Origin of the sequence: Bradyrhizobium cytisi, assembly GCF_008123515.1 — a bacterium.
Classification (GTDB): Bacteria; Pseudomonadota; Alphaproteobacteria; order Rhizobiales; family Xanthobacteraceae; genus Bradyrhizobium; species Bradyrhizobium cytisi.
Genome location: NZ_VSSR01000079.1, coordinates 15,755 through 36,091 on the forward strand (window position 1 = coordinate 15,755; position 20,337 = coordinate 36,091).

Here is a 20,337-nt window from a genome sequence, read left to right on the forward strand (position 1 = left end):
CGGCACGTCAAGGTCGAGGGGGACCTGGCGAAGCCCGGATAAGGGGATGTCAGATGGAGACCGCTGCTCGCTCGCGCGCCTGGCGCGCTATCGTTGTCCTGTGCGGATTGATCCTGCTCGGGTCGGCTGCCGACCTTCGTGCCGGCACATTGCTGTCGCCCGGCGCAGGCGTGCTCGTGCGCAAATCTGCCGAGCCGTTCGGCGTGTTCGCCTTCGCCATTTCCACCGGTGGCCTGCGGCAGAAATGGTTCGCGTTGAAGGAGAAGCTCGACGACGACATGGTGCAGCTCGCGCTGTGCGATGGCGACCGCGACAATTGCGCCTCGCCCGCGGCGCTGAAGCTGCTCGCCATCATCGATCAGGCCCGCACCCGCGACGGCCGCGCGTTGATCGGCGAGACCAACCGCGCCATCAACCTCGCCATCCGCTCCGAAAATGATGGTGCCGAGGACATCTGGAGCTCGCCGATCGAGACCTTCCAGCGCGGCGCCGGCGATTGCGAGGATTACGCCATCGCCAAGCTGGCCGCGCTGCGGCTTGCCGGCGTCGCCGCGGAGGACCTCCGCCTCGTTGTGGTGCGCGACACCCGCAACGGTGAAGGCCATGCGGTCGCCTCGGCAAAGCTCGACGGCCACTGGCTGATGCTGGACAACCGCCACATGGCGATGGTCGAGGATGACGACGCGCGCAACTACCAGCCGCTCTATGTGCTCTACCAATCCGCCGTGCTGAAATATGCCGGCGAACCCGTGCGGGGCGAGAGTCAGCGGGTGTCGATGGTGTCGGCCGAGGCCGACGCGCGCTGATCTTGCTGTAACTCCCCGCCACAAACCCATTTCGCCGCACGATCCGAGACGCTAGCATGGCCTTGGCCAGGCTGGGGGCAATTGGAATGCGGTTGATCGTGCTGAGTGTGCTTGCACGGCTGGCGTTGCCGGCAATGCTGGCATTGCCGGTCGCGCCAGGCTTTGCGCAATCCGGCCCATCCGACCGCTCCGTTGCCGACAGGCTGCCGCTGTTTGCTGGGAACAACTGCCAGCAGATCCGCGACCCCGGCAATCAATTGTTCTGCGGTGATGCCGAACTGTCTGTCGCCGCCGAGAAGCTCAACGCCGCCATCGAGGCGCGGCTCGCCCGCCTGCCCGATCGCCTGCCTGCAATCGAGGAGAATGCGATCTGGATCCGCCAGCGCAATCTCGGTTGCGGCATCGTCGGCCAGACCGCGATCCACGCCGACGATTTCGACCGGGTGAAGGCCTGCCTTCTCAAGGTGACGGAGGAACGGGCCGCGATCGTGCGAGATCCGGATTTCGACTGCCTTGCGGCCAACACCGCGGCCGGCGCGCTGATCTGCGCGGATCCATCGCTGGCGCTCACCGAGACCGAGCTCAACAGCCAGGTGCTTGGCCTGATCGGCAAGCTGGACCCGACCGCGGCGCGCTTTGCCTTCGCCGAATACGGTCGCTGGACGCGAGAGCGCGATCGCAAGTGCAATCTGGTCGGGAAGGAGAACGTGCCACCTCAGGAGCTTGGCTCCGCGGAAGATTGCCTCGCCGACCATCTGAAGCGCAGGACCGACGAGATCGCGGCCGCCAGGGGCGATCCGAAGAAGGTGTTCGGCCGGCAGGTCGCAGCCAGGGAGCCCGATACCGATGCCGTCGATTTCTGCGCCGCGCGCATCCACGCCGCCAATTCGTGCGGCAATTTCCTCCGCATCAACCGCGTCGACGCCATCGACAGCCAGGTGACCGGTCAGGAGGCGCAGGTCACGGGCGAGATCGAGATGGTCGTGCTGGCGCCGTTCACCACCTGTAGCAAGGTCGCCTCGACCTGCACCGGCACCTGCTGGGACGCCAGCACCGGCCGTCCGCAAGCAGGAGCGACCAACAAGGAGCGCTCCGCAGCAGCCTTCAATGTCACGCGCCGCCTGAGGATCCAGCGGACCTTTGCCTTCGTGAAAGCTGCCGACGGCTGGCGTTGCCGCGAGGACGAGCTGGCGCCGGTGAACTCGGGCACTGCGGGCGGGGGATCGTAGTTGCTTTCCTCTCCCTCTCCCCGCTCTTGGCGGGGAGAGGGCCGGGGTGAGCGGCTGTCACCGCGATCACGGCGAGAGCTGGACTCGCGGAGAGCCCCCTCACCCGGAATTTGCTCTCGCAAATTCCGGCCTCTCCCCGCTTGCGAGGAGAGGCAAGAGATCAAAACATCAGATTGTCCTTCACCAGCACCCAGCGGCCACCCTTGACCTGCTGCACCTGGGTGATGGTGTTGGCGAGGTGGTCGGTCTTGGAGAATTTGGTCGGCGGTGAGTTGAAGATGTCGAGGAATTTGTCACCGGACTCGAGCGAGTCCAGCATCTTCTGTCCAGTCAGATCCTTGCCGGCCTTGTCGGCATAGAACGCAAACGTCATCACCGCGTTGTAGCCGATGATCGCCTGCGTGTTGGCGTCGGTGTTGAACATCTTCTTGTAGTTGATCAGCCAGTCGTGGACCTTGCCCTTGGCAGTGTCCTCATAGGGAATCTCGAAGCCCGAGGCCGCATAGAGACCCTCGACCGCCTCCTTGCCCAGCGTCGGGACCTCCAGCACGTTGGTCGGCGTGGCGCCGAGGAAGGTGACGTCCCAGCCGAGCTTCCTGGCTTCACCCATCGCGCCGATGGTCTCGCGGATCACGGTGCCGAGCACGACGAGATCGCAGCCGTCGGACTTCATCTTGGCCACTTGCGCGCTGAAGTCGGACGCGCCGCGCTTGTAGCTCGTGATCGAGGCGGGCTGCATCTTCATCGCGGCAAGCTGCTGGTTGAAGCCGTCGAGCACATTCTTTCCGTACTCGTCGTCCTGATGCATGATGCAGGGCTTCTGAAAACCTTTCCACTCCACCATGTATTTCAGCGCGGCGCGGGTGCTCTCCACGTAAGGCAGCAGGTTATTGAACTTGAGCCGCTCCTGCGGCTTGGCCGGATCGAACTTGAAGGTGAACTCGGCAGCCGTCAGCGGAAACAGCTGGGGCACGCCGGCGTCGAACAGGATGTCCTGCGCGGCCAGCACCGTCGGCGAGCCCATCGGACCGATCATCGCGAAGATCTTGTCGCGCTCGACCATTTTCTGCGAGGCGAGCACCGCCTTCTTCGGATCGTAGCCATTGTCTTCAAGGATCATCTTGATCTTGCGCCCCTGGATGCCGCCGGCCGCATTGATCTCCTCGACCGCCATCTTCATGCCGTTGGAGACCGGCACGCCCCAGACCTTGATCGGGCCCGACAAATCCTGATGAGTGCCGATGACGATCTCGCCCGCCGAGATGCCCTCATTGGTGACCTTGGTTTGCGCTAGGGACGGCTGACAGGTGAGCGCGAGCGCGCCCACAGCAAGGCCGAACGCCTTCAACGATTTCGACATTGACGTCTCCTCTCCTTGGGCCCGTATGATGCGAAGGGCGGGGCCATCATTCCTTCGCTGATTTTCTTTGCGCACTAAGCCACCGCGCGCGCGAGATACATTGCGTCGATCTCTGCGGCGTAGCGCTTGTTCACGAAATTGCGTTTCAGCTTCATGGTTGGCGTCAGCTCCTCGTCCTCCGGGGTGAGCTGGCGTTCGATCAGGTGGAATTTCTTGATGGTCTCGGCGCGCGCGACGTTCGCGTTGACGCCTTCAATCTCGTGCCAGATCAGGTTCTGGATCTCGCTGGCCCGGCACAGGCTGGCGTAATTGGTGAAAGGGATGTCGTGATCCTGGGCGAATTTCTCGACATTCTCCTGGTCGATCATCACAAGGCAGGTGAGATAGGGCCGCTTGTCGCCGATCACGACGGCGTCGGAGATGTAGGGCGAGAATTTGAGCTGGTTCTCGATCTCCGACGGCGTGATGTTCTTGCCGCCGGAGGTGATGATGATGTCCTTCATCCGGTCGGTGATGCGGACGAAGCCCTCATTGTCGATGGTGCCGACGTCGCCGGTGTGCAGCCAGCCGCGGTGGTCGATGGTCTCGGCCGTCTTCTCGGGCTGGTTCAGATAGCCCATGAACAGGAAGTCGCCTTTGATCAGGATCTCGCCGTCGGGCGACAGCGCGACCTCGCCCCAAGGCACCGCCGTGCCGACCGAGCCGAGCTTGATGCGCGACCCCGGCATCATGGTCGCAACCCCGCAATTCTCCGTCTGGCCGTAGACCTCGTGGATGTCGATGCCGAGCGCGAGATACCAGCGGATCAGATCCGGCGCGATCGGCGCCGCGCCGGTGAAGGCGATACGGCAACGGTCGAGCCCGATCATGCGGCGGATGTTGCGAAAGGCGAGCTGGTAAGCGACGAGGTTGGCGAGATGCAGCACCAGCGACGGCGCCTTGCCCTCGATCCGGCAATCGACCATGCGATAGCCGATCCCGATGGCGCGGCGATAGACCCATTGCTGGAGCGGCGTCGCGTCCTTCAGCGCGATGGTGATGACCGAATAGAATTTCTCCCAGATGCGCGGCACGGCGAGGAACACGGTCGGCTGCACCTCGCGCAGATTGTCCGGCACGGTCTCCGGACTCTCGGCAAAGTTCATCACCGAGCCGAGCGCGACCGAGATGTAGTACCCGCCGATGCGCTCGGCGACGTGGCAGAGCGGCAGGAAGATCAGCCGGTCCTCGTCCTCGCGCGCCGGAATGAAGTCGTTGGCATGCCGCATCTGGTGCGTGACGCTGCGGTTGGCATGCATGGCGCCCTTGGGCGGGCCTGTCGTGCCGGACGTATAGACGAGGATGGCCAGATCGCCGGCGCTGCGGCAATTGATCATCTCCTGCCACAGCGCCTCGCGGCCGACCATGTGGTTGCGGCCGAGCGCGCGAAACTCGTCGAGCGACATCACCATGTCGTCGGAGAAGCCGCTGAGGCCCTCCATGTCGAACACGACGATCCGTTGCAGGCTGGGGCAGCGTGCGCGGCAGCCGAGGATCTTGTCGAGCTGCTCCTCGTCCTCGGCGAAGATCACCCGCGAGGCGGAATCGTTGAGGAGATATTCGACCTGGGCCGACGCGTCGGTCGGATAGATGCCGGAGGAGACACCGCCGGCGCACAGGATTCCCATGTCGGCATGGACCCATTCGGGCACGGCGTTGGCGACGATGGAGCCGACGTCGCCTGGCTTGAAGCCGATCGCATGGAGGCCGTAGGCGATCTCCTTGGAGATCTGCAGCCATTCGCGCCAGCTCGTCGGCTGCCAGATGCCGAATGTCTTCTCACGGATCGCGGGCCTGTCGCCGCGCACCTCTGCTGCGCGCAGGAAACTTCTCGCGATCGTATCAGCGACCGTCAGCACCGCCGGTCGGGCCATGCGCGTCTCCTCGGTTGTCGCCTTAACGCAAACGCTTCATCGCCAAGTATCATCGCCAGGTCTTCTTCTTTTTCCAGCGCCGCTCGCCTCGTGCGCCGGCTTCCTTGGCGCCAAGGTAGAATTCCTGGATGTCCTGGGAATGCATCAAGCGGTCGCAACTGTCGTTCATCACGACGCGCCCGATCTCCAGCACGTAACCATAGTGCGCCGTCTCCAGCGCCACGCGCGCATTCTGCTCGACCAGCAGGATCGACATGCCCTGCTCCTCGTTGACGCGGCGGATGATGGTGAAGATCTCCCTCACCAGGATCGGCGACAGGCCGAGCGACGGCTCGTCGAGCAGCAACAGCGTCGGCCGGTTCATCAGCGCGCGGCCGATCGCGAGCATCTGCTGCTCGCCGCCCGAGAGCTGGCCGGCCGGCTGGTTGATGCGCTCCTTAAGCCGTGGGAAGTATCCGTAGACCCGCTCGAGATCCTCGGCGACGCCGTCGCTATCCCGGCGCGGATAGGCGCCCATCATCAAATTCTCGCGCACCGAGAGGAACGGGAACACCTCGCGCCCTTCCGGCACATGACTGAGGCCGAGGCGAACGATGCGATCGGCCTCCATGCGCTGGATTGGCTTGCCCATGAACTCGATCGAGCCCTTTTGCGGATCGAGAATGCCCGAGATGGTCTTCAGCACCGTGGTCTTGCCGGCACCGTTGGCGCCCAGCAGCGTGACGATGCGTCCGCGCGGCACTTCGAGCGAGATGCCGCGGATCGCCATGATCGGCCCGTAATAGCTCTCGATGTTGGAGAGCTTCAGGATGATGTCGGGTGCCGGGGTCGCATCCATGCATCAGGCTCCCAGATACGCGGCGACGACATCGGGGTGCTGCTGAACGTCAGTGGGCGAGCCCATCGCCAGCACGCGGCCGTAGTTCAGCGCGATGACACGGTCCGAGACGCGGTTGACCAGCGACATGTCGTGCTCGACCATCAGCACGGTGACGCCGAGCTCGCTCTTCATGTCGCGGATCCAGAACGACATGTCGTCGGTCTCCTCGACGTTGAGGCCGGAGGACGGTTCGTCGAGCAGGATCAGCTTCGGCTCCGAGCAGAGCGCGCGCGCGAGCTCAATCACCTTGCGCACGCCGTAGGGCAGGCCCGAGATCAATTTGTCACGATACGGCTCGAGATCGAGCAACTCGATGACCTGCTCGACCCGACGGCGGTGCACCTTCTCGTTGGCACGCACGCTCGGCAGGAACAGCAATTCCTGCCAGAGCTGCGTGGTGGAATGGCGGTGGCGCCCGACCAGAAGGTTGGACAGCACCGTCGCATTCTCGAACAGCTCGATGTTCTGGAAGGTGCGCGCGATGCCGAGTCTTGCGATATCGTAAGGCGGCTCTTCCGTGATGTCGTGGTCCTCGAAGAAGATGCGGCCCGAGGTCGGCCGGTAGATGCGCGAGATCAGATTGAAGATCGAGCTCTTGCCCGCACCGTTTGGTCCGATGATCGAGAGGATCTCGCCCTTCTCGACCGCGAACGAGACCGCATCGACGGCCTTGAGGCCTCCGAAATGCAGCGACAGGTTCTCGGCGCGGAAATAGCTCATCGGTTGCGCTCCGACTTCACGTAAATCTTCTGCCGCTTGAAGGTGGCGCGCTTGTAGAGCGGGAACAGCTGGAAAAAGAGCTTGATCTTGAGCCAGCGGCCGTAGATGCCGAGCGGCTCGAACAGCACGAACAGCATGATAATGATGCCGTAGATCGCGCCCTTCAGCCCGTTCAGCGAGGCAAAGGCCGCGACCTTGGACTGGACATTCGCCACGGTCGCCGTGCCCGCGCCGAACATCGCGGCGATACCGGCGATGATGCCGGGCATGTCGTCCTTGAGGTAGGTCAGGAACGGATCGAGCATAACGATGAAGATCGCGCCCAGCACGGCGCCGTGCAGGCTGAAGGTACCTCCGATCAGGATCACGATGATGAACTCGATCGAGAGCTGCAGCGTGAACATCTCCGGCGAGATGAAGGAGAGCTTGTGCGCGAACAGCACCCCGGCAAAGCCGGTAATCGCCGCCGAGATCGCAAAGGACTTGACCTTATAGAGCGCGACGTTGACGCCCATGCTGCGCGCCGCGGTCTCTGAGTCCCGGATCGCGACGAAGGCGCGCCCCGTCGGCGAGCGCAGCAGATTGAGCGTGCCGACGATGGTCAGCACCAGCACCGCGAGGCAGAGGAAATAGAAGGTCGGACTGTCGCGCGAGACCGTCACGCCGAGCAGCGACAGCGCCTTGACCCGCATGCCCTCATTGCCGTTGGTGACGCTCTCCCAGCGCGCCAGAATCTCCTCGACGATGAAAGCGAAGGAGATCGTGGCGATGACGAGATAGATGCCCTGCAGTCGCAGCGCCGGAAAGCCGACCAGCGCGCCGATACAGCCGGTCAGGACGCCTGCGGCGAGGAAGTAGACTGGAAACGGCACATTATATTTCTGGAGGTAAGCGGCCGTGTAGGCGCCGATCGCGAGGAACGCTGCATGCCCGAGCGAGGCCTGCCCGGTAAAGCCGGTCAGGATCATCAGCGCCACGCCGACGGTCGCATAGATGCAGACGAACACGAGCTGGCTCATCAGATAGCTGGAGAGCACGTAAGGCGCGATCAGCAGCACGGCGAGCAAGAGGCCATAGGAGACCACGTAGCCGGAATGCGGGAAGAGCTTGATGTCGTCCTCATAGTCGGTCTTGAACAGGAAGCGCATGCGCTCAGACCTTCTTGCGGGCGTGAAGGCCGAACAGGCCTTCGGGCTTCAGCAGCAGCACGGCCAGCAGAACGATGTAGGGCGCGACGTCCTTCCAGCCCTCCGCCAGATAGAAGCCGGCCATGCTCTCGATCACGCCGATCAGCACGCCGCCGACGACGGCGCCGGGGATCGAGCCGAAGCCGCCGAGCACCGCGGCTGGAAACGCCTTCAGGCCGAGCACGAGACCGACATTGGAGTGGATGAAGGTGATCGGCGCCAGCAGCACGCCGGCGCAGGTCGCCACCGCCGCGCTGATCGCCCAGACGATCGAGACCACGCGCTTGACCGGAATGCCCATGTAGTACGCCGCCAGCATGTTCTCGGAGCTGGCGCGCATCGCGGTGCCGAGCGTGGTCTTGTTGAAGAACAGCCAGAGCAGCGCGCACAGGATGATCGTCGCCGCGATCACCGAGAGCTTGTCATGGGCGAGCACCAGCGAGCCGATGCGCAGTACGCCTTGGCTGAACGGCGTCTCGATCTTGAAATCGTCGGTGCCCCAGATCATCCCGGCGACCGAGCGCAGGAAGTAGCCAAGGCCGATGGTAGCCATGATGATGGAGAATTGCGGATAGCCGAGAATCGGCCGCACCACGATCCGCTCCGCCAGCATGCCGAACAGCGCCATTGCGGCCACCGCACCGGCGAAGCCGATCCAGTAGTTCAGGCCCATCATGCCGATGAAGGTGAAGGCGAAGAAGCCGCCCAGCATCATCAGATCGCCCTGGGCGAAATTGACGACCTCGGTGGCCTTGTAGACGAGCACGAACCCGAGTGCGATCAGGCCGTAGACACAGCCGAGCGCAACACCGCTGACCAGCTGCTGAACGAAATCCAGCATCGCCGCGTCCTCCCGATGCAACCAGCGGTTCTTGACGACCGCCTTGCCGCATCTTGTGTCCAGCCGCTGCGCAGTCGTTTCGCCGCGTCAGCCGCCATTTGTCCCGGCGCCAATTCAGCCTGAACCGCCAAGCCCTGTCAACAAACGGTGACTTGCCTTTAGTCCAAGCCTTGGTCCAAGGCGGATGCCGGATTTTGCGGCAGCGCGATTCACCGTGCCGAAACATCTTCGGGTCATGGTCGCGACCGATGCAAAACCGGATGGTGTGGCCGTCATGAAGCCGGACAGCTCGGCACTCGAAGTCCTGGGGTTAACGAAGCGTTTTGACCGTTTGGCGGTCGATAGCCTCGATCTCACCGTCCATGCCGGCGAATTCTATGCGCTGGTCGGCCCCAACGGCGCCGGCAAGACCACCACTTTGCGCATGGTTGCAGGCCTGCTGCGGCCCGATGACGGCGGCGTTTCGATCTTCGGCATCGATGCGCTTCAAAATCCCGTCGCGGCCAAGCAGGTGATGGCCTGGGTCTCCGACGAGCCCATGATCTATGACAAGCTCACCCCGCTCGAATATCTCGAATTCGTCGCCGGCCTCTGGGGCATCGCGCCGTCCGTTTCGAAACCGGTCGCCGAGGAGCTCCTGAGCTCGCTCGGGCTCGAACCGCACCGGCACGAACGCTGCGAAGGTTTCTCCAAGGGCATGCGCCAGAAGGTGGCGCTTGCCGGTGCGCTGGTGCACGATCCCCGCCTCATCATTCTCGACGAGCCGCTGACTGGGCTGGATGCCGTCTCCGCCCGCCATGTGAAGGGCCTGTTGAGCGAGCGCGTCCGTGCCGGCTGCACCATCATCATGACCACGCATATTCTGGAGGTCGCCGAGCGCATGGCCGACCGTATCGGCGTGATCGCGGCGGGCCGCTTGGTCGCCGAGGGCACGCTCACCGAATTGCGCCAGCAGAACGGCCATGCCGACACCAGCCTCGAAGATCTCTTCATCGCACTGGTGACGCTGCAGGAAGCCGCATGAGCTCGGCGACCGCTCTTTCGTGGTTTGCCCGTCACGAGCTTCGGCTCGCCTGGCGCGAATGGTTCGCCATGATGACGGGTGGCCGGCGCAGGCGCGCCCGTGCCGCCGTGATCGGCCTGCTGTTCTTCGCCGCACTGCTGCACGTGCCAGCCTGGGCCGTGATCGGCCGCTTCGCCAATTTGCAACTGCCGCTCGACAAATCCTCGCTGATCGTGATCTCGGCCACGATCTTTCTGGCCTGGACCTTGATGCTGTCGCAAGCGATCGAATCGGTGACGCGGGTATTTTACGCCCGCGCCGATCTCGATCTCATCATGTCCTCGCCGGCAACACTGGCCAATCTGTTCTCGGTGCGGATCGCCGCAATCGCGCTCACCGTCACCGTGATGGCGCTGTTGTTCTCGACGCCCTTCATCGACGTGCTGGTGATCGGCGGCGGGCCGCGCTGGCTCGCGGCCTTCGGCGTGGTCGTCGCGATGGGCCTGTCGTCGGCTGCGGTCGCGATCGCCGTCACCATCCTCTTGTTTCGCCTGATCGGCCCGGCGCGCACGCGCTTCGTGGCCCAGATCCTGGCTGCGATCATCGGCGCGGGCTTCGTGATCGCGCTGCAGGTCGCGGCGATCATCTCCTACGGCACGCTGTCGCGCTTCACCATCCTGACGTCAGGCACCCTCGCCGCCCACGCGCCCGACGTCGACAGCATCTGGTGGTGGCCAGCGCGGGCGACTATGGGCGACGGCGAGGCGCTGCTGCTGCTCCTCGCGCTTGGCCTGGTGCTGCTCGGATGCGTGATGGCGATGTTCTCGGGCCGCTTCGCCGACACCGCGATCGACGCTGCTGCCTACGGCACATCCAGCCGCAAGCGCGCGAAGGAACGTCCGTTCCGCGGCGGATCCCGCCAGCAGGCGCTGCGACGCAAGGAGTTCGTGCTGCTCTGGCGCGATCCCTGGCTGATCTCGCAGACCCTGATGCAGCTGCTCTATCTGGTGCCGCCGGCGCTGCTGCTCTGGCGCAGCTTTGCCGATAGCTCTGCGGCGCTGACGCTGATCTCGCCCGTCATCGTGATGGCCGCGGGTCAGCTTGCCGGCGGGCTCGCCTGGCTGACGATCTCCGGCGAGGACGCGCCCGATCTGGTCGCGACCGCGCCGCTGACGCCCACAAGCGTCATCCGCGCCAAGATCGAGGTGGTGCTGATCGCGATCGCCGTCATCTTCAGCCCGCTGGTGGCGGCGCTGGTTTTCGCCTCGCCGTTCCAGGCTGCGATCACGGCCGCCACGATCGTCATCAGCGCGGCCTCCGCCACCGCGATCCAGCTCTGGTTCCGGGTCCAGGCCCGGCGCACCCAATTCCGCCGGCGCCAGACGTCGTCGCGGCTTGCGACCTTCGCCGAAGCCTTCTCCTCGATCGGCTGGGCCGCCACCGCCGCGCTGCTGCTCACGCTGCCGACCGCAGGTATCGTCAGCGGCCTGATCACCGCGGGGCTGGTGGCGATCACCTGGAGGTTCAGCCCAAGGCGGGAGTGAAGGTGCGACACTGACGCGCTGTTGATCGCAGTCCATTGGCCACACGCTGTATTGCACGCTAGACTTTCCCGAGACGTCATCGGGGACCGGGAATGTGGCAACTCATTTCGGCGGCATTTGCGCTGTTGAGCGCATGTCTCTCACCTGCCCTCGCCCAGCAGCCACCTCAACGCGGCGAATGCCTGGCGATGGCGAATGCCGCGCCTCGCGCCATGCCGGTCGCCTTCCAGCAGGCAGCCGCCGCCGCCGAGGTCGAGATCACCTATGCCGGCCACTCCACCTATTTCATCGACACGCCGGGCGGGGTGCGCATCGCGACCGATTATAGCGGCGCCTATCAGGTCGGCCGGCTGCCCGATGTCGTCACCATGAACCGGGCCCACAGCACCCACTATTCGCTCAATCCCGACAAGCGCATTCCCCACGTGCTGCATGGCTGGGGCGAGGACGGCAAGCCGGCCATCGTGTCGGAGCGGATCGGCGACACCTTCATCCGCAACGTCACAACCGACATTCGCCGCTACTTTGGTGACGATTCCGGCGCGGACATGATCCGCGACGGCAATTCGATCTTCATCTTCGAGGTCGCTGGCCTGTGCATCGGGCATCTCGGCCATTTGCACCACAAGCTCGACGACAGCCATTTCGCCCAGATCGGGCGGCTCGACATCGTGATGGTGCCGATCGACGGCACCTACACCATGTCGCTCGACGGGGTCTCGGAGATCACCAAGCGTTTGCGCGCCTCCGTGGTGCTGCCGATGCACCGCTTCGCCACCCCGCTCGACGAGTTCATGCGCCTGATCGGGCAACAGTTCGAGATCGACCGCCGCACCGAGCGTTCGTTGCGGATATCGCGGGATACGCTGCCATCGACGCCGACGGTGATCATCCTCGACGGGGTCTGACGCCGCAATTTTCTCCAAGCCGGCTGTGGTGCGTTAGTGCTGATCTCCTTGCAACAGGAGATCGACATGACCGACTTTGCGAGATTTTTGCACGCGGACGGACCCAACCCCGATCACGCGGCGGCGCTTCAGCTCTATGGCCGCTTCGTCGGTGATTGGGATGCCGAGATCACCGCCCACGGCGCAGACGGAACGAAACACATCGCACCCGGCGAGATCCATTTTGGCTGGGTGCTGGAGGGCCGCGCCGTCCAGGACGTCTGGATCATTCCCCGCCCCGCGGGCGCGCCGGCCTTCCCGGTCGCCGGCAATTGGTACGGCACGACGCTGCGGGTCTACGATCCCTCCATTTCCGCTTGGCGGATTTCCTGGTTCGATCCGGGCCGGAGCGTGTTCCGCCAACAGATCGGCCGCCCGCACGGTGAGGACATTGTGCAGGAAGGCACGACCGAAGCCGGCGACCTCACGCGCTGGAGTTTTGCCGAGATCACCGTTGATTCCTTCCACTGGCTCGGTGAGGTCAAGCCTGCCACCGCGGCCGATTGGAGGCTGGTGGTCGACGTAAGGGCGACGCGGCGGGAGGACTAAGGCCGGATCGATTTTCGCATCGATGAAGCCTCGAACTCGCCGCACAGCGCCGGGTGAGCGACTATCTGGGGGACTGGCCCACTCTGGAGAGACCCTCTCCGCAGCCCTCTCCCGCAAGCGAACCGCAAGCGGGAGAGGGAGCGCACCTCCTCCGCCGCTGCCATGGTGCTCTGAGCAACACGCGCTGCTGCGTGACGAGATCAGGTGCTAGGCTCCCGCCATAAAAAACAGAGGGAGCGAACGTCGATGGCTGCAAGCGGTCTGCCTGCCAACACCAGCGGGCTATTCGTCGAGCCGCGTGAGGACTGGCTCGCGTTATATCAGGAGGAGATCATTGATCCCTCGCGGCCGATCGTCGATCCGCATCATCATCTCTGGAATCGCGGCCATCGCTATCTGATCGAGGAGATGGCCGCCGACATCGCCTCCGGCCACAACATCATCGCCACCGTCTATGTCGACTGCCGCTCGATGTATCGCGCGCATGGGCCCGAGGCGTTTCGGCCCGTGGGCGAAGTCGAGTTCGCCAACGGCGTCGCCGCGATGAGCGCGAGCGGTGGTTACGGCAAGGCCGCGATCTGCACCGGCATCGTCAGCCACGTGAATCTGCTGCTCGGCGATGCGGCCAAGCCCGTGCTGGAGGCGGAGATCGCCGCCGGCAATGGCCGCTTCCGCGGCATCCGGCATTCATCCGCCTGGGACGAGGACCCCGTTGTCGCCGGCATGTATGCGAACCGGCCGAAGGGACTGTTGCAGGACCCGACTTTCCGCAAGGGCTTTGCCTGCCTTGCGCGCCTGAACCTCAGCTTCGATGCCTGGCTGTTTCATCCGCAGATCGGCGAGTTGACCGAGCTGGCGCGCGCCTTTCCGAACACCAAAATCGTGCTCGACCATTGCGGCGGGCCGGCCGGGGTCGGCCGCTTTGCGGGACGACGCGAGGAGGTGTTTCCGCAGTGGCGCGCCTCGATCCAGGAGATCGCGAAATGCGAGAACGTGGTGGTGAAGCTCGGCGGGCTCGCGATGTGCCTGCTCGGTTACGACTTCCATCTGCGCGCCAAACCGCCGTCATCCGAGGAACTCGCCGCGGCGTGGAAGCCTTATGTCGAAACCTGCATCGAGGCATTCGGGCCGAAGCGCGCGATGTTCGAAAGCAATTTCCCGCCGGACAAGGGCCAGTGCAGCTATCAGGTGATCTTCAACGCGTTCAAGCGCATCGCGGCACCCCTGAGCGAAGCGGAGAAGACGGCGCTGTTCTCGCAGACCGCGACCGACGTCTACCGGCTCGAACTGCCGTCATGACGCGAAAGAGGGGCCGGGATGTTGGTCCCGCCCCCTCTTCCGTCGTGGCCGCTGGGAAGCGTCCTTGAATAAGATTAGCCGGCACCCATCAGTGTCGCGGGACGGCGCTCGCCGGGCGAGAGGAACATGCGCTTCAGCTTGTTGACGACGCGGATCATGAAGCCGATCACGGCCGGATTGGTCTTGCGGCAGAAGGCGATCTTCTTGACGTGGCCTTCGACATGCCATTTGGCATGCGCGCCATCGCGGAAGAAGACGACGTCGCCGACGCCGTAGCGCTTCGGCGGCATGCCGTCGCTTTCGAGCACGATCGAGCCTTCCAGGATCATGATCGTCTCGTCGAAATCATAGTACCAGTTGAAACGGCCTTCGGTGCAGGACCAGATGATGGTCGAGGAGGTGCCGTCGGAGCTGGTCGACAGAATGTGCGAGCGCGAGACCGGGTTGCCCTCGATGATCCAGGCCGGCTCGATCGGCCGCAGCTCCAGATCCATATTGCAACTACCGATTTCAATCAATGCCCGCGACATCTGCTTCCCCTGGAGGTAGAATATGATTAACCGGGTTTAAATCCCGGCTTGTTTCGAATGACCTCGGGACGCTAGTAGCCAGTTTTTAATTCTTCCTTACGCAGGCCCCGATAATCAGCCGCAAGTTGCAGATGCGAAGCGGTTAACGTCGAGATTTCCGTGCAAATTCGTGCACATGAACCCATCTTTCCCGGGGTGCGACAAATTGCGCGAAGCGACTTGGAAGGAGTCCATCGATGCCCCTGACCCCAGAGGTTCTGACTGCCCTAGGCGAGGTCGTCGCCTGGCTTGGCAGCCTCGATGTCTCGTTCGCGACGGACGAGGAGCCCTGGTTCACGATCGACGGCGTCGAAAGCCCCCGGCAGATCGGCAGTGACGGCTCAGGCGGCGCCGTCATACTGCTGCCGCCGCAGAATGTACTCTACGTCTCATCGGAAGGACGCGCGGGCGTTATCGCAGACAGTTTCGACGCGTTCATCCAGCTCGTCGTCGCCCGCCCCTATTGGCTCGACATCCTCAAATTCTCCGCCGGCGGCGATCTCCAGGAAATGCGGCGTGCCGCGGACGCGCTGGAGGCGACACTCGACGACGAGGACGACGTCAACGAGGCGAGAGAGGAGATCCGCTCCGCGCTCGACCTGCCGGAGGCGAGCGATCCGGTCGGCGCACTCTACGAGGCCGTCGCGGCTTCCGACGCCATCGTGCGGGCCACCGACGGGAGCCCGTTCACGACGCTGTTCAACCGCTTCAGCATCGACAGCAACCCGATGCTGCGCAACGCGGCAGCGTGAGCGGAAAGCCCTACTTCGCCCACTCGCCCTTGCGGAATACCGGGACCTTGCTGCCGTCGGCCAGAATGCCGTCGATATCGGTCTCGGCCGAGCCGATCATCCAGTCAATATGGATCAGGCTCTGGTTGCCACCTTGCGCGGCGATCTGCTGCGGGGTGAGCTGCGCGCCGTTGACGAAGCACTTCGAGTAGCACTGGCCGAGCGCGATGTGGGACGCAGCGTTCTCGTCGAACAGCGTGTTGTAGAACAACAGCCCGCTCTGCGAGATCGGCGAGGAATGCGGCACCAGCGCCACTTCGCCGAGCCGGCGTGCGCCCTCGTCGGTGTCGAGCACCTTGTTCAGCACCTCCGCGCCGCGCGAAGCCTTGGCGTCGACGATCCTGCCGTCCTCGAAGCGCACCGCGATGTTGTCGATCAGCGTGCCCTGGTAAGACAGCGGCTTCGAGCTCACGACATGGCCATAGACCCGCCGGCAATGCGGCGTGGTGAAGACCTCTTCGGTCGGAATGTTGGCATTGCAGCTGATGCCGTTCTTGGAGAGCGAGGCACCGCCCTCCCATTCATGGCCATCAGCCAGGCCGATGGTGAGGTCGGTGCCCGGCCCTGAATATTGCAGCGCGCGGAAGCGCTGGCCGTTGAGCCAGTTGGTGCGCTCGCGCAGCACCGCATTATGGCTCGCCCAATTGGCCGTAGCGTCCTCGCGATCGACGCGGGACGCCGCGAAGATCGCGTCCGCGAGCTTGCCGACCGCGACCTCTTCGGGATCGTTCGGGAAGACCTGCTTCGCCCAGGACGGGCTCGGATAGGCGATGATGTTCCAGTTGGTGTCGAAATTGACGATCTTCTCCAGCGCCGGCTGATACGCCATGGAATTGGCCTTGCTGGCGCGCGCGACCTTGGAAGCATCTTCGCCCGACAGCAGCATCGGATTGTCGCCGACAATGGCGAGACGCGCAGTGTTGTTCGAGAACGCCTTCGCCATGCCCTCGTAGAGCCAGTTGGCGGCGCGATCAAAGCTGTTGTCGTGGCCGTGGCGATAGCGCGCCAGCGTCATCTCTTCGTCGGAGAGGATCGGCGTCACGATGCCGGCGCCGGCCTTGTAGGCGTGCGCAGCGATGCGGCGAACCAGCGGCAGCGCGATCGCCGGCGCCGTCAAGAGAAGGTCTTGTCCCGGCCGCAAGCCCAGTCCCACCTTCACCGCCACCTCGGCCAGCCGGTCGAGTTTCACGGGATCGATGGAAGTGACGGAATCGCGTTGATCGGTCATGCCGGGTCCCCTGTCGGAATCTCTCGTTCAATCTAAGTCTAGCATCTCAGGACACAAGTGTGCGAGCGTCTTGCGAGACGTGAAGATACGGAGTTTCACGCAGCTTGGTTTTCAACGCGTGGCCGATTTCAGCACCCGGTCGACCATATCAGGCGCAAGACCGAGGTAATTTTTCGGCGAAGTGAGGGCCTCGATGGTCGCGCGATCGATCTGGGCTGCGACGCGCGGATCGGCCGACAGCGCGTCGGCGAGGCTGATGGCCGTCTCGTTGGCGCGCAGGCAGGCGTCATAGACCACGTCGTGCGCATCCTGCCGGCCGATCTGCGGCGCCAGCCCCATCATGACCGCTTCGGCCACAATCAGACCGCGACTAAGGGCGAGGTTGTCGTTCATCTTTGCCTCGTCCACGATGAGGCCGGCGAGCGCGAACTTCGCCTGATGAAGGGAGCCTGCGGTCAGCACGAAACTTTCGGGGATCGCCATCCATTCGGCGTGCCACGGACCGGTGGCGCGCTCGAAATCCTGCACCATGGCATCCAGCATCAACCCGGCGTGCTGACGTACGGCCTTGGATGCGGCGAGCATCAGCTCCGAGGAGATCGGGTTGCGCTTCTGCGGCATGGTCGAGGAGGCACCGCGCCCCTTGACGAAGGGCTCGTAGACCTCGCCGAACTCGGTCGAGGCCATGATCATGATATCGAGCGCGATCTTGCCGAGCGAGCCGGTGACGAGCGCGAGGAAATTCACGGCTTCGGCGAAGCCGTCGCGCGACATGCCAGGTGGAGGCGGGAACGCCGAGCTTCAGCTCGGCGCAGAGCGCCTCCTGCACCTCGAACCCCTTGTCGCCCAGCGAGGCCAGCGTGCCGGCGGCGCCCGCAAACTGACCGACGAGAACCCGCGGCTTCAATTGCTCAAGACGCTCGGCATGGCGGTCGAACATCGCGAGCCAGATCGCGGTCTTGTAACCGAAGGTCACCGGCAGCGCCTGCTGAAGGTGGGTGCGGCCGGCCATCGGCGTGTCACGATGGCGCTTGGAGAGATCGGCCAGGATTTTGCGCAGCTCGGCGATATCGCGTTCGACGATCTCGAGCCCCGCGCGCAATTGCAGCACCACGGCGGTGTCCATGATGTCCTGCGTGGTCGCGCCCCAATGCACATAGCGGCCGGCCTCGCCGCATTGCTTCGCCATCTGATGCACCAACGGGAGGATCGGGTAACCGACGATGTTGGTCTCCTGCCGCAGCAGATCGAAGTCGAGCGCAGCGACATCGGTCCGCGCCGCAATCTGGTCGGCGGCCTCCTGCGGGATCACGCCGCATCGCGCCTCCGCCTTCGCCAGCGCCACCTCGATCTCGGCATAGCGCGCGACCAGCGCGACGTCGGAAAACACCTCGCGCATCGCAGGCGTGCCGAAGGCATCGCGAAACAGCACGGAGTCGAGCACGGTGGTCGAGGCGGGAAAAGCGGGCATGAGCGTTTCTTTGCGGCTGGCTTGTTTTATGTGGCGACAGCTTACGCAGGATATCCAGCGGAGCAATGAACATTCACTGTTGGACACACGGCCAATGTCGTCCCGACAAAAGCCGTGACGTTGGTGAGATGTCGCGCTCGCTGTCGCCGCGGCGGGATTCTGGATTGCTTCGCTGCGCTCGCAATGACGGCGACGCGAGTCGCATTCCTGTCCACACTTTAAGTGGTCACCTTCTAACTCAGGTTGCATTCCTCCGCGCAAATGGCATAGCAGCCATCTGGCGTCGCGATGAACCGGATGGACCATCTCGCGGACTCACAGACTTCAAGTCGAATCCCATTTGATTTCGTTATTGCCTGATGTCGTTGTGAGGTCTGAGTTTTCGACGTGCAGTTTCTGTTCCAGGACCACCTTCTCGATACCGACCGGCGCGAGCTGAGTCGCGAGCAGGTTCCCGTGTCCGTGGAACCGCAGGTCTTCGACCTCGTGGTCCACCTGATGGAGAACCGCGACCGGGTCGTCAGCAAGGACGAGCTGATCGACAAGATCTGGCACGGCCGCAGCGTTTCCGAATCGACATTGACCAGCCGGATCAATGCCGCGCGCAAGGCGATCGGCGACAGCGGCGCGAACCAGGCGCTGATCCGCACCATCGCGCGCAAGGGCTTTCGCTTCGTCGGCGACGTCGAGACCAAGTCCGCCGCGGCAGCGACGGAACCGCGCCGCAGCGTCACAACGTCGCACGCGATACCTGCGCTACCCGACCGCCCCGCGATCGCCGTGCTGCCCTTTACCAATATGAGCGGCGACCGCGAGCAGGAGTATTTCTCCGACGGCATCAGCGAAGACATCATCACCGCATTGTCGAAGCTGCGCTGGTTCTTCGTCGTCGCGCGCAACTCCTCCTTCGTCTACAAGGGCCGCGCCGTGCATCTCCACGAGATCGCGCGCGAGCTCGGCGTACGCTACGTGCTCGAAGGCAGCGTGCGGCGAAGCGGCGATCGCGTGCGCATCTCCGCCCAGCTCAACGATGTCTCGACCGGCGGCCATCTCTGGGCCGAGCGCTACGACCGCGAGCTTGCCGACATCTTTGCCGTACAGGACGAGATCACCGAAGCCATCGTCGCCGCGATCGAGCCGCAGCTCTACGCGGCCGAAAATTTTCGTGCCCAGCAGAAGCCGCCGGGCAGCCTCGACGCCTGGGACTTCGTGATGCGCGCGCTGTCGCATTACTGGCACATCACGCGCGAGGACAATGCATCGGCGCAGGCGCTGCTCGAGCAGGCTATCGCGATCGACCCCGCCTATGGCAAGGCGCTGGGCCTGCTCGCCACCAGCCACATTTTTGGTGCGCATATGGGCTGGGCCGATATGGCCGCGACTGTCCCGGTTGCCGAACGCGCGGCGCTTGCCGCGGTCGAGGCCGATCGCGACGACGCCTGGGCCCATCACGGTCTCGCCTATGCCTATCTGTTCCGGCGTCGCTTCGACGACGCGCTGGCGGAATTCGAGCTGACGCTGACGCTCAATCCGAATTTCGCGATGGCCCACGCCTTCTACGGCGTCACGCTATGCTACGCCGGACGCTGGCAGGACGGCGATGCGGCTGCACGCCGCGCGCTACAGCTCAGCCCGCGCGATCCGCTTGCTGCGATCTATTGCGGCGTTGCCGGCTACGCCCAGTTCATCGGCCGCAATTACGAGGACGCCATGCAGATGGCGCGGGAATCGATGCGGCAGCGGGCCGATTTCGTCGGCGCGCATCGCGTGCTGACAGCGGCCGCCGGCATGTCCGGCGATCCCGCACTCGCCGCCTCCGCGCTGGAAGGATTGCGACGCACCCAGCCCGGCATCTCGCTCGCCTGGATCACGCGGGAGCTGCCGATGCTGCGGGAAGAGGACCGCGCGCATTATCTCGAAGGATTTCGGCGCGCGGGGATGAGGTAGATCCTTCTCTCCACAATGACGGTGCACCCTCGCCCCTTGTGGGCTATGGGATT

Annotated in this window: 17 protein-coding genes and 1 pseudogene; 9 read left to right on the forward strand and 9 right to left on the reverse strand. The window is 64.1% G+C overall.

Annotation, left to right across the window (positions count from 1 at the left end; translation table 11 throughout):
* Positions 1-53: 53 nt before the first annotated feature.
* Together FXB38_RS37235 and FXB38_RS37240 are read left to right on the forward strand one after the other, a co-directional pair.
* Entirely contained in the window at positions 54-806 is a 753-nt protein-coding gene (locus FXB38_RS37235) for a transglutaminase-like cysteine peptidase (protein WP_148755910.1), read from the forward strand.
* Between the two features lie 86 nt (positions 807-892).
* The gene (locus FXB38_RS37240) at positions 893-2,035 is read left to right on the forward strand and encodes a lysozyme inhibitor LprI family protein (protein WP_148755926.1); all 1,143 of its coding nucleotides are present in this window, start codon (positions 893-895) and stop codon (positions 2,033-2,035) included.
* Between the two features lie 160 nt (positions 2,036-2,195).
* Here the strand turns inward: FXB38_RS37240 and FXB38_RS37245 are convergent, their stop codons facing one another.
* The 6 genes from FXB38_RS37245 to FXB38_RS37270 form a co-directional block, all read right to left on the reverse strand.
* Entirely contained in the window at positions 2,196-3,395 is a 1,200-nt protein-coding gene (locus FXB38_RS37245; protein WP_148755911.1) for an ABC transporter substrate-binding protein, read from the reverse strand.
* A 74-nt stretch (positions 3,396-3,469) separates the two neighbouring features.
* A complete protein-coding gene (locus FXB38_RS37250) occupies positions 3,470-5,308 on the reverse strand; it encodes an AMP-dependent synthetase/ligase (protein ID WP_148755912.1) in 1,839 nt (612 codons plus the stop codon).
* Between the two features lie 49 nt (positions 5,309-5,357).
* A complete protein-coding gene (locus FXB38_RS37255; protein WP_148755913.1) occupies positions 5,358-6,146 on the reverse strand; it encodes an ABC transporter ATP-binding protein in 789 nt (262 codons plus the stop codon).
* A gap of 3 nt (positions 6,147-6,149) precedes the next feature.
* On the reverse strand, positions 6,150-6,908 hold the full coding sequence (locus FXB38_RS37260) for an ABC transporter ATP-binding protein (protein ID WP_148755914.1): 759 nt from the start codon (positions 6,906-6,908) through the stop codon (positions 6,150-6,152).
* Positions 6,905-8,056, reverse strand: coding sequence for a branched-chain amino acid ABC transporter permease (locus FXB38_RS37265; protein ID WP_148755915.1), 1,152 nt, complete (start codon positions 8,054-8,056; stop codon positions 6,905-6,907). Before FXB38_RS37265 ends, FXB38_RS37260 begins: the two co-directional genes overlap by 4 nt.
* Positions 8,057-8,060: 4 nt before the next feature.
* Positions 8,061-8,936, reverse strand: coding sequence for a branched-chain amino acid ABC transporter permease (locus tag FXB38_RS37270; protein WP_148755916.1), 876 nt, complete (start codon positions 8,934-8,936; stop codon positions 8,061-8,063).
* 274 nt (positions 8,937-9,210) lie between these two features.
* On the opposite strand from FXB38_RS37270, the gene FXB38_RS37275 reads away from it, so the two are divergent.
* From FXB38_RS37275 to FXB38_RS37295, 5 genes are all read left to right on the forward strand, one after another.
* Positions 9,211-9,960, forward strand: a complete 750-nt coding sequence (locus FXB38_RS37275) for an ABC transporter ATP-binding protein (RefSeq protein ID WP_187435419.1) — start codon at positions 9,211-9,213, stop codon at positions 9,958-9,960.
* On the forward strand, positions 9,957-11,483 hold the full coding sequence (locus FXB38_RS37280; protein ID WP_148755918.1) for a permease: 1,527 nt from the start codon (positions 9,957-9,959) through the stop codon (positions 11,481-11,483). Before FXB38_RS37275 ends, FXB38_RS37280 begins: the two co-directional genes overlap by 4 nt.
* 92 nt (positions 11,484-11,575) lie before the next feature.
* On the forward strand, positions 11,576-12,391 hold the full coding sequence (locus FXB38_RS37285) for an MBL fold metallo-hydrolase (protein WP_148755919.1): 816 nt from the start codon (positions 11,576-11,578) through the stop codon (positions 12,389-12,391).
* 66 nt (positions 12,392-12,457) lie between these two features.
* Positions 12,458-12,979: a hypothetical protein gene (locus FXB38_RS37290; protein ID WP_187435417.1), complete on the forward strand. Its 522-nt coding sequence runs from the start codon at positions 12,458-12,460 to the stop codon at positions 12,977-12,979.
* Positions 12,980-13,225: 246 nt separating this feature from the next.
* Positions 13,226-14,278 (forward strand): amidohydrolase family protein, encoded by a 1,053-nt coding sequence (locus tag FXB38_RS37295; protein ID WP_148755921.1) that lies wholly within the window; start codon positions 13,226-13,228, stop codon positions 14,276-14,278.
* Positions 14,279-14,352: 74 nt separating this feature from the next.
* Here the strand turns inward: FXB38_RS37295 and FXB38_RS37300 are convergent, their stop codons facing one another.
* Entirely contained in the window at positions 14,353-14,808 is a 456-nt protein-coding gene (locus FXB38_RS37300; RefSeq protein WP_187435418.1) for a cupin domain-containing protein, read from the reverse strand.
* A gap of 236 nt (positions 14,809-15,044) precedes the next feature.
* On the opposite strand from FXB38_RS37300, the gene FXB38_RS37305 reads away from it, so the two are divergent.
* A complete protein-coding gene (locus FXB38_RS37305) occupies positions 15,045-15,599 on the forward strand; it encodes a hypothetical protein (RefSeq protein ID WP_148755923.1) in 555 nt (184 codons plus the stop codon).
* Between the two features lie 10 nt (positions 15,600-15,609).
* Here the strand turns inward: FXB38_RS37305 and FXB38_RS37310 are convergent, their stop codons facing one another.
* Both FXB38_RS37310 and pcaB read right to left on the reverse strand, forming a co-directional pair.
* The gene (locus FXB38_RS37310) at positions 15,610-16,866 is read right to left on the reverse strand and encodes an aminopeptidase (protein ID WP_148755924.1); all 1,257 of its coding nucleotides are present in this window, start codon (positions 16,864-16,866) and stop codon (positions 15,610-15,612) included.
* Positions 16,867-16,977: 111 nt separating this feature from the next.
* A pseudogene (gene pcaB / locus FXB38_RS37315) lies at positions 16,978-18,337 on the reverse strand (3-carboxy-cis,cis-muconate cycloisomerase).
* A 387-nt stretch (positions 18,338-18,724) separates the two neighbouring features.
* Here pcaB and FXB38_RS37320 point away from each other — a divergent pair.
* Positions 18,725-20,284 carry a winged helix-turn-helix domain-containing tetratricopeptide repeat protein gene (locus tag FXB38_RS37320; RefSeq protein ID WP_148755925.1) on the forward strand — a complete coding sequence of 520 codons (1,560 nt, stop codon included), beginning with the start codon at positions 18,725-18,727 and terminating at the stop codon, positions 20,282-20,284.
* The last annotated feature ends 53 nt before the right edge of the window (positions 20,285-20,337 follow it).

Coding starts and splice junctions, on each gene's coding strand:
- FXB38_RS37235 (WP_148755910.1), top strand. CDS start 54: ATGGAGACCGCTGCTCGCTCGCGCGCCTGGCGCGCTATCGTTGTCCTG.
- FXB38_RS37240 (WP_148755926.1), top strand. CDS start 893: ATGCGGTTGATCGTGCTGAGTGTGCTTGCACGGCTGGCGTTGCCGGCA.
- FXB38_RS37245 (WP_148755911.1), bottom strand. CDS start 3,395: ATGTCGAAATCGTTGAAGGCGTTCGGCCTTGCTGTGGGCGCGCTCGCG.
- FXB38_RS37250 (WP_148755912.1), bottom strand. CDS start 5,308: ATGGCCCGACCGGCGGTGCTGACGGTCGCTGATACGATCGCGAGAAGT.
- FXB38_RS37255 (WP_148755913.1), bottom strand. CDS start 6,146: ATGGATGCGACCCCGGCACCCGACATCATCCTGAAGCTCTCCAACATC.
- FXB38_RS37260 (WP_148755914.1), bottom strand. CDS start 6,908: ATGAGCTATTTCCGCGCCGAGAACCTGTCGCTGCATTTCGGAGGCCTC.
- FXB38_RS37265 (WP_148755915.1), bottom strand. CDS start 8,056: ATGCGCTTCCTGTTCAAGACCGACTATGAGGACGACATCAAGCTCTTC.
- FXB38_RS37270 (WP_148755916.1), bottom strand. CDS start 8,936: ATGCTGGATTTCGTTCAGCAGCTGGTCAGCGGTGTTGCGCTCGGCTGT.
- FXB38_RS37275 (WP_187435419.1), top strand. CDS start 9,211: ATGAAGCCGGACAGCTCGGCACTCGAAGTCCTGGGGTTAACGAAGCGT.
- FXB38_RS37280 (WP_148755918.1), top strand. CDS start 9,957: ATGAGCTCGGCGACCGCTCTTTCGTGGTTTGCCCGTCACGAGCTTCGG.
- FXB38_RS37285 (WP_148755919.1), top strand. CDS start 11,576: ATGTGGCAACTCATTTCGGCGGCATTTGCGCTGTTGAGCGCATGTCTC.
- FXB38_RS37290 (WP_187435417.1), top strand. CDS start 12,458: ATGACCGACTTTGCGAGATTTTTGCACGCGGACGGACCCAACCCCGAT.
- FXB38_RS37295 (WP_148755921.1), top strand. CDS start 13,226: ATGGCTGCAAGCGGTCTGCCTGCCAACACCAGCGGGCTATTCGTCGAG.
- FXB38_RS37300 (WP_187435418.1), bottom strand. CDS start 14,808: ATGTCGCGGGCATTGATTGAAATCGGTAGTTGCAATATGGATCTGGAG.
- FXB38_RS37305 (WP_148755923.1), top strand. CDS start 15,045: ATGCCCCTGACCCCAGAGGTTCTGACTGCCCTAGGCGAGGTCGTCGCC.
- FXB38_RS37310 (WP_148755924.1), bottom strand. CDS start 16,866: ATGACCGATCAACGCGATTCCGTCACTTCCATCGATCCCGTGAAACTC.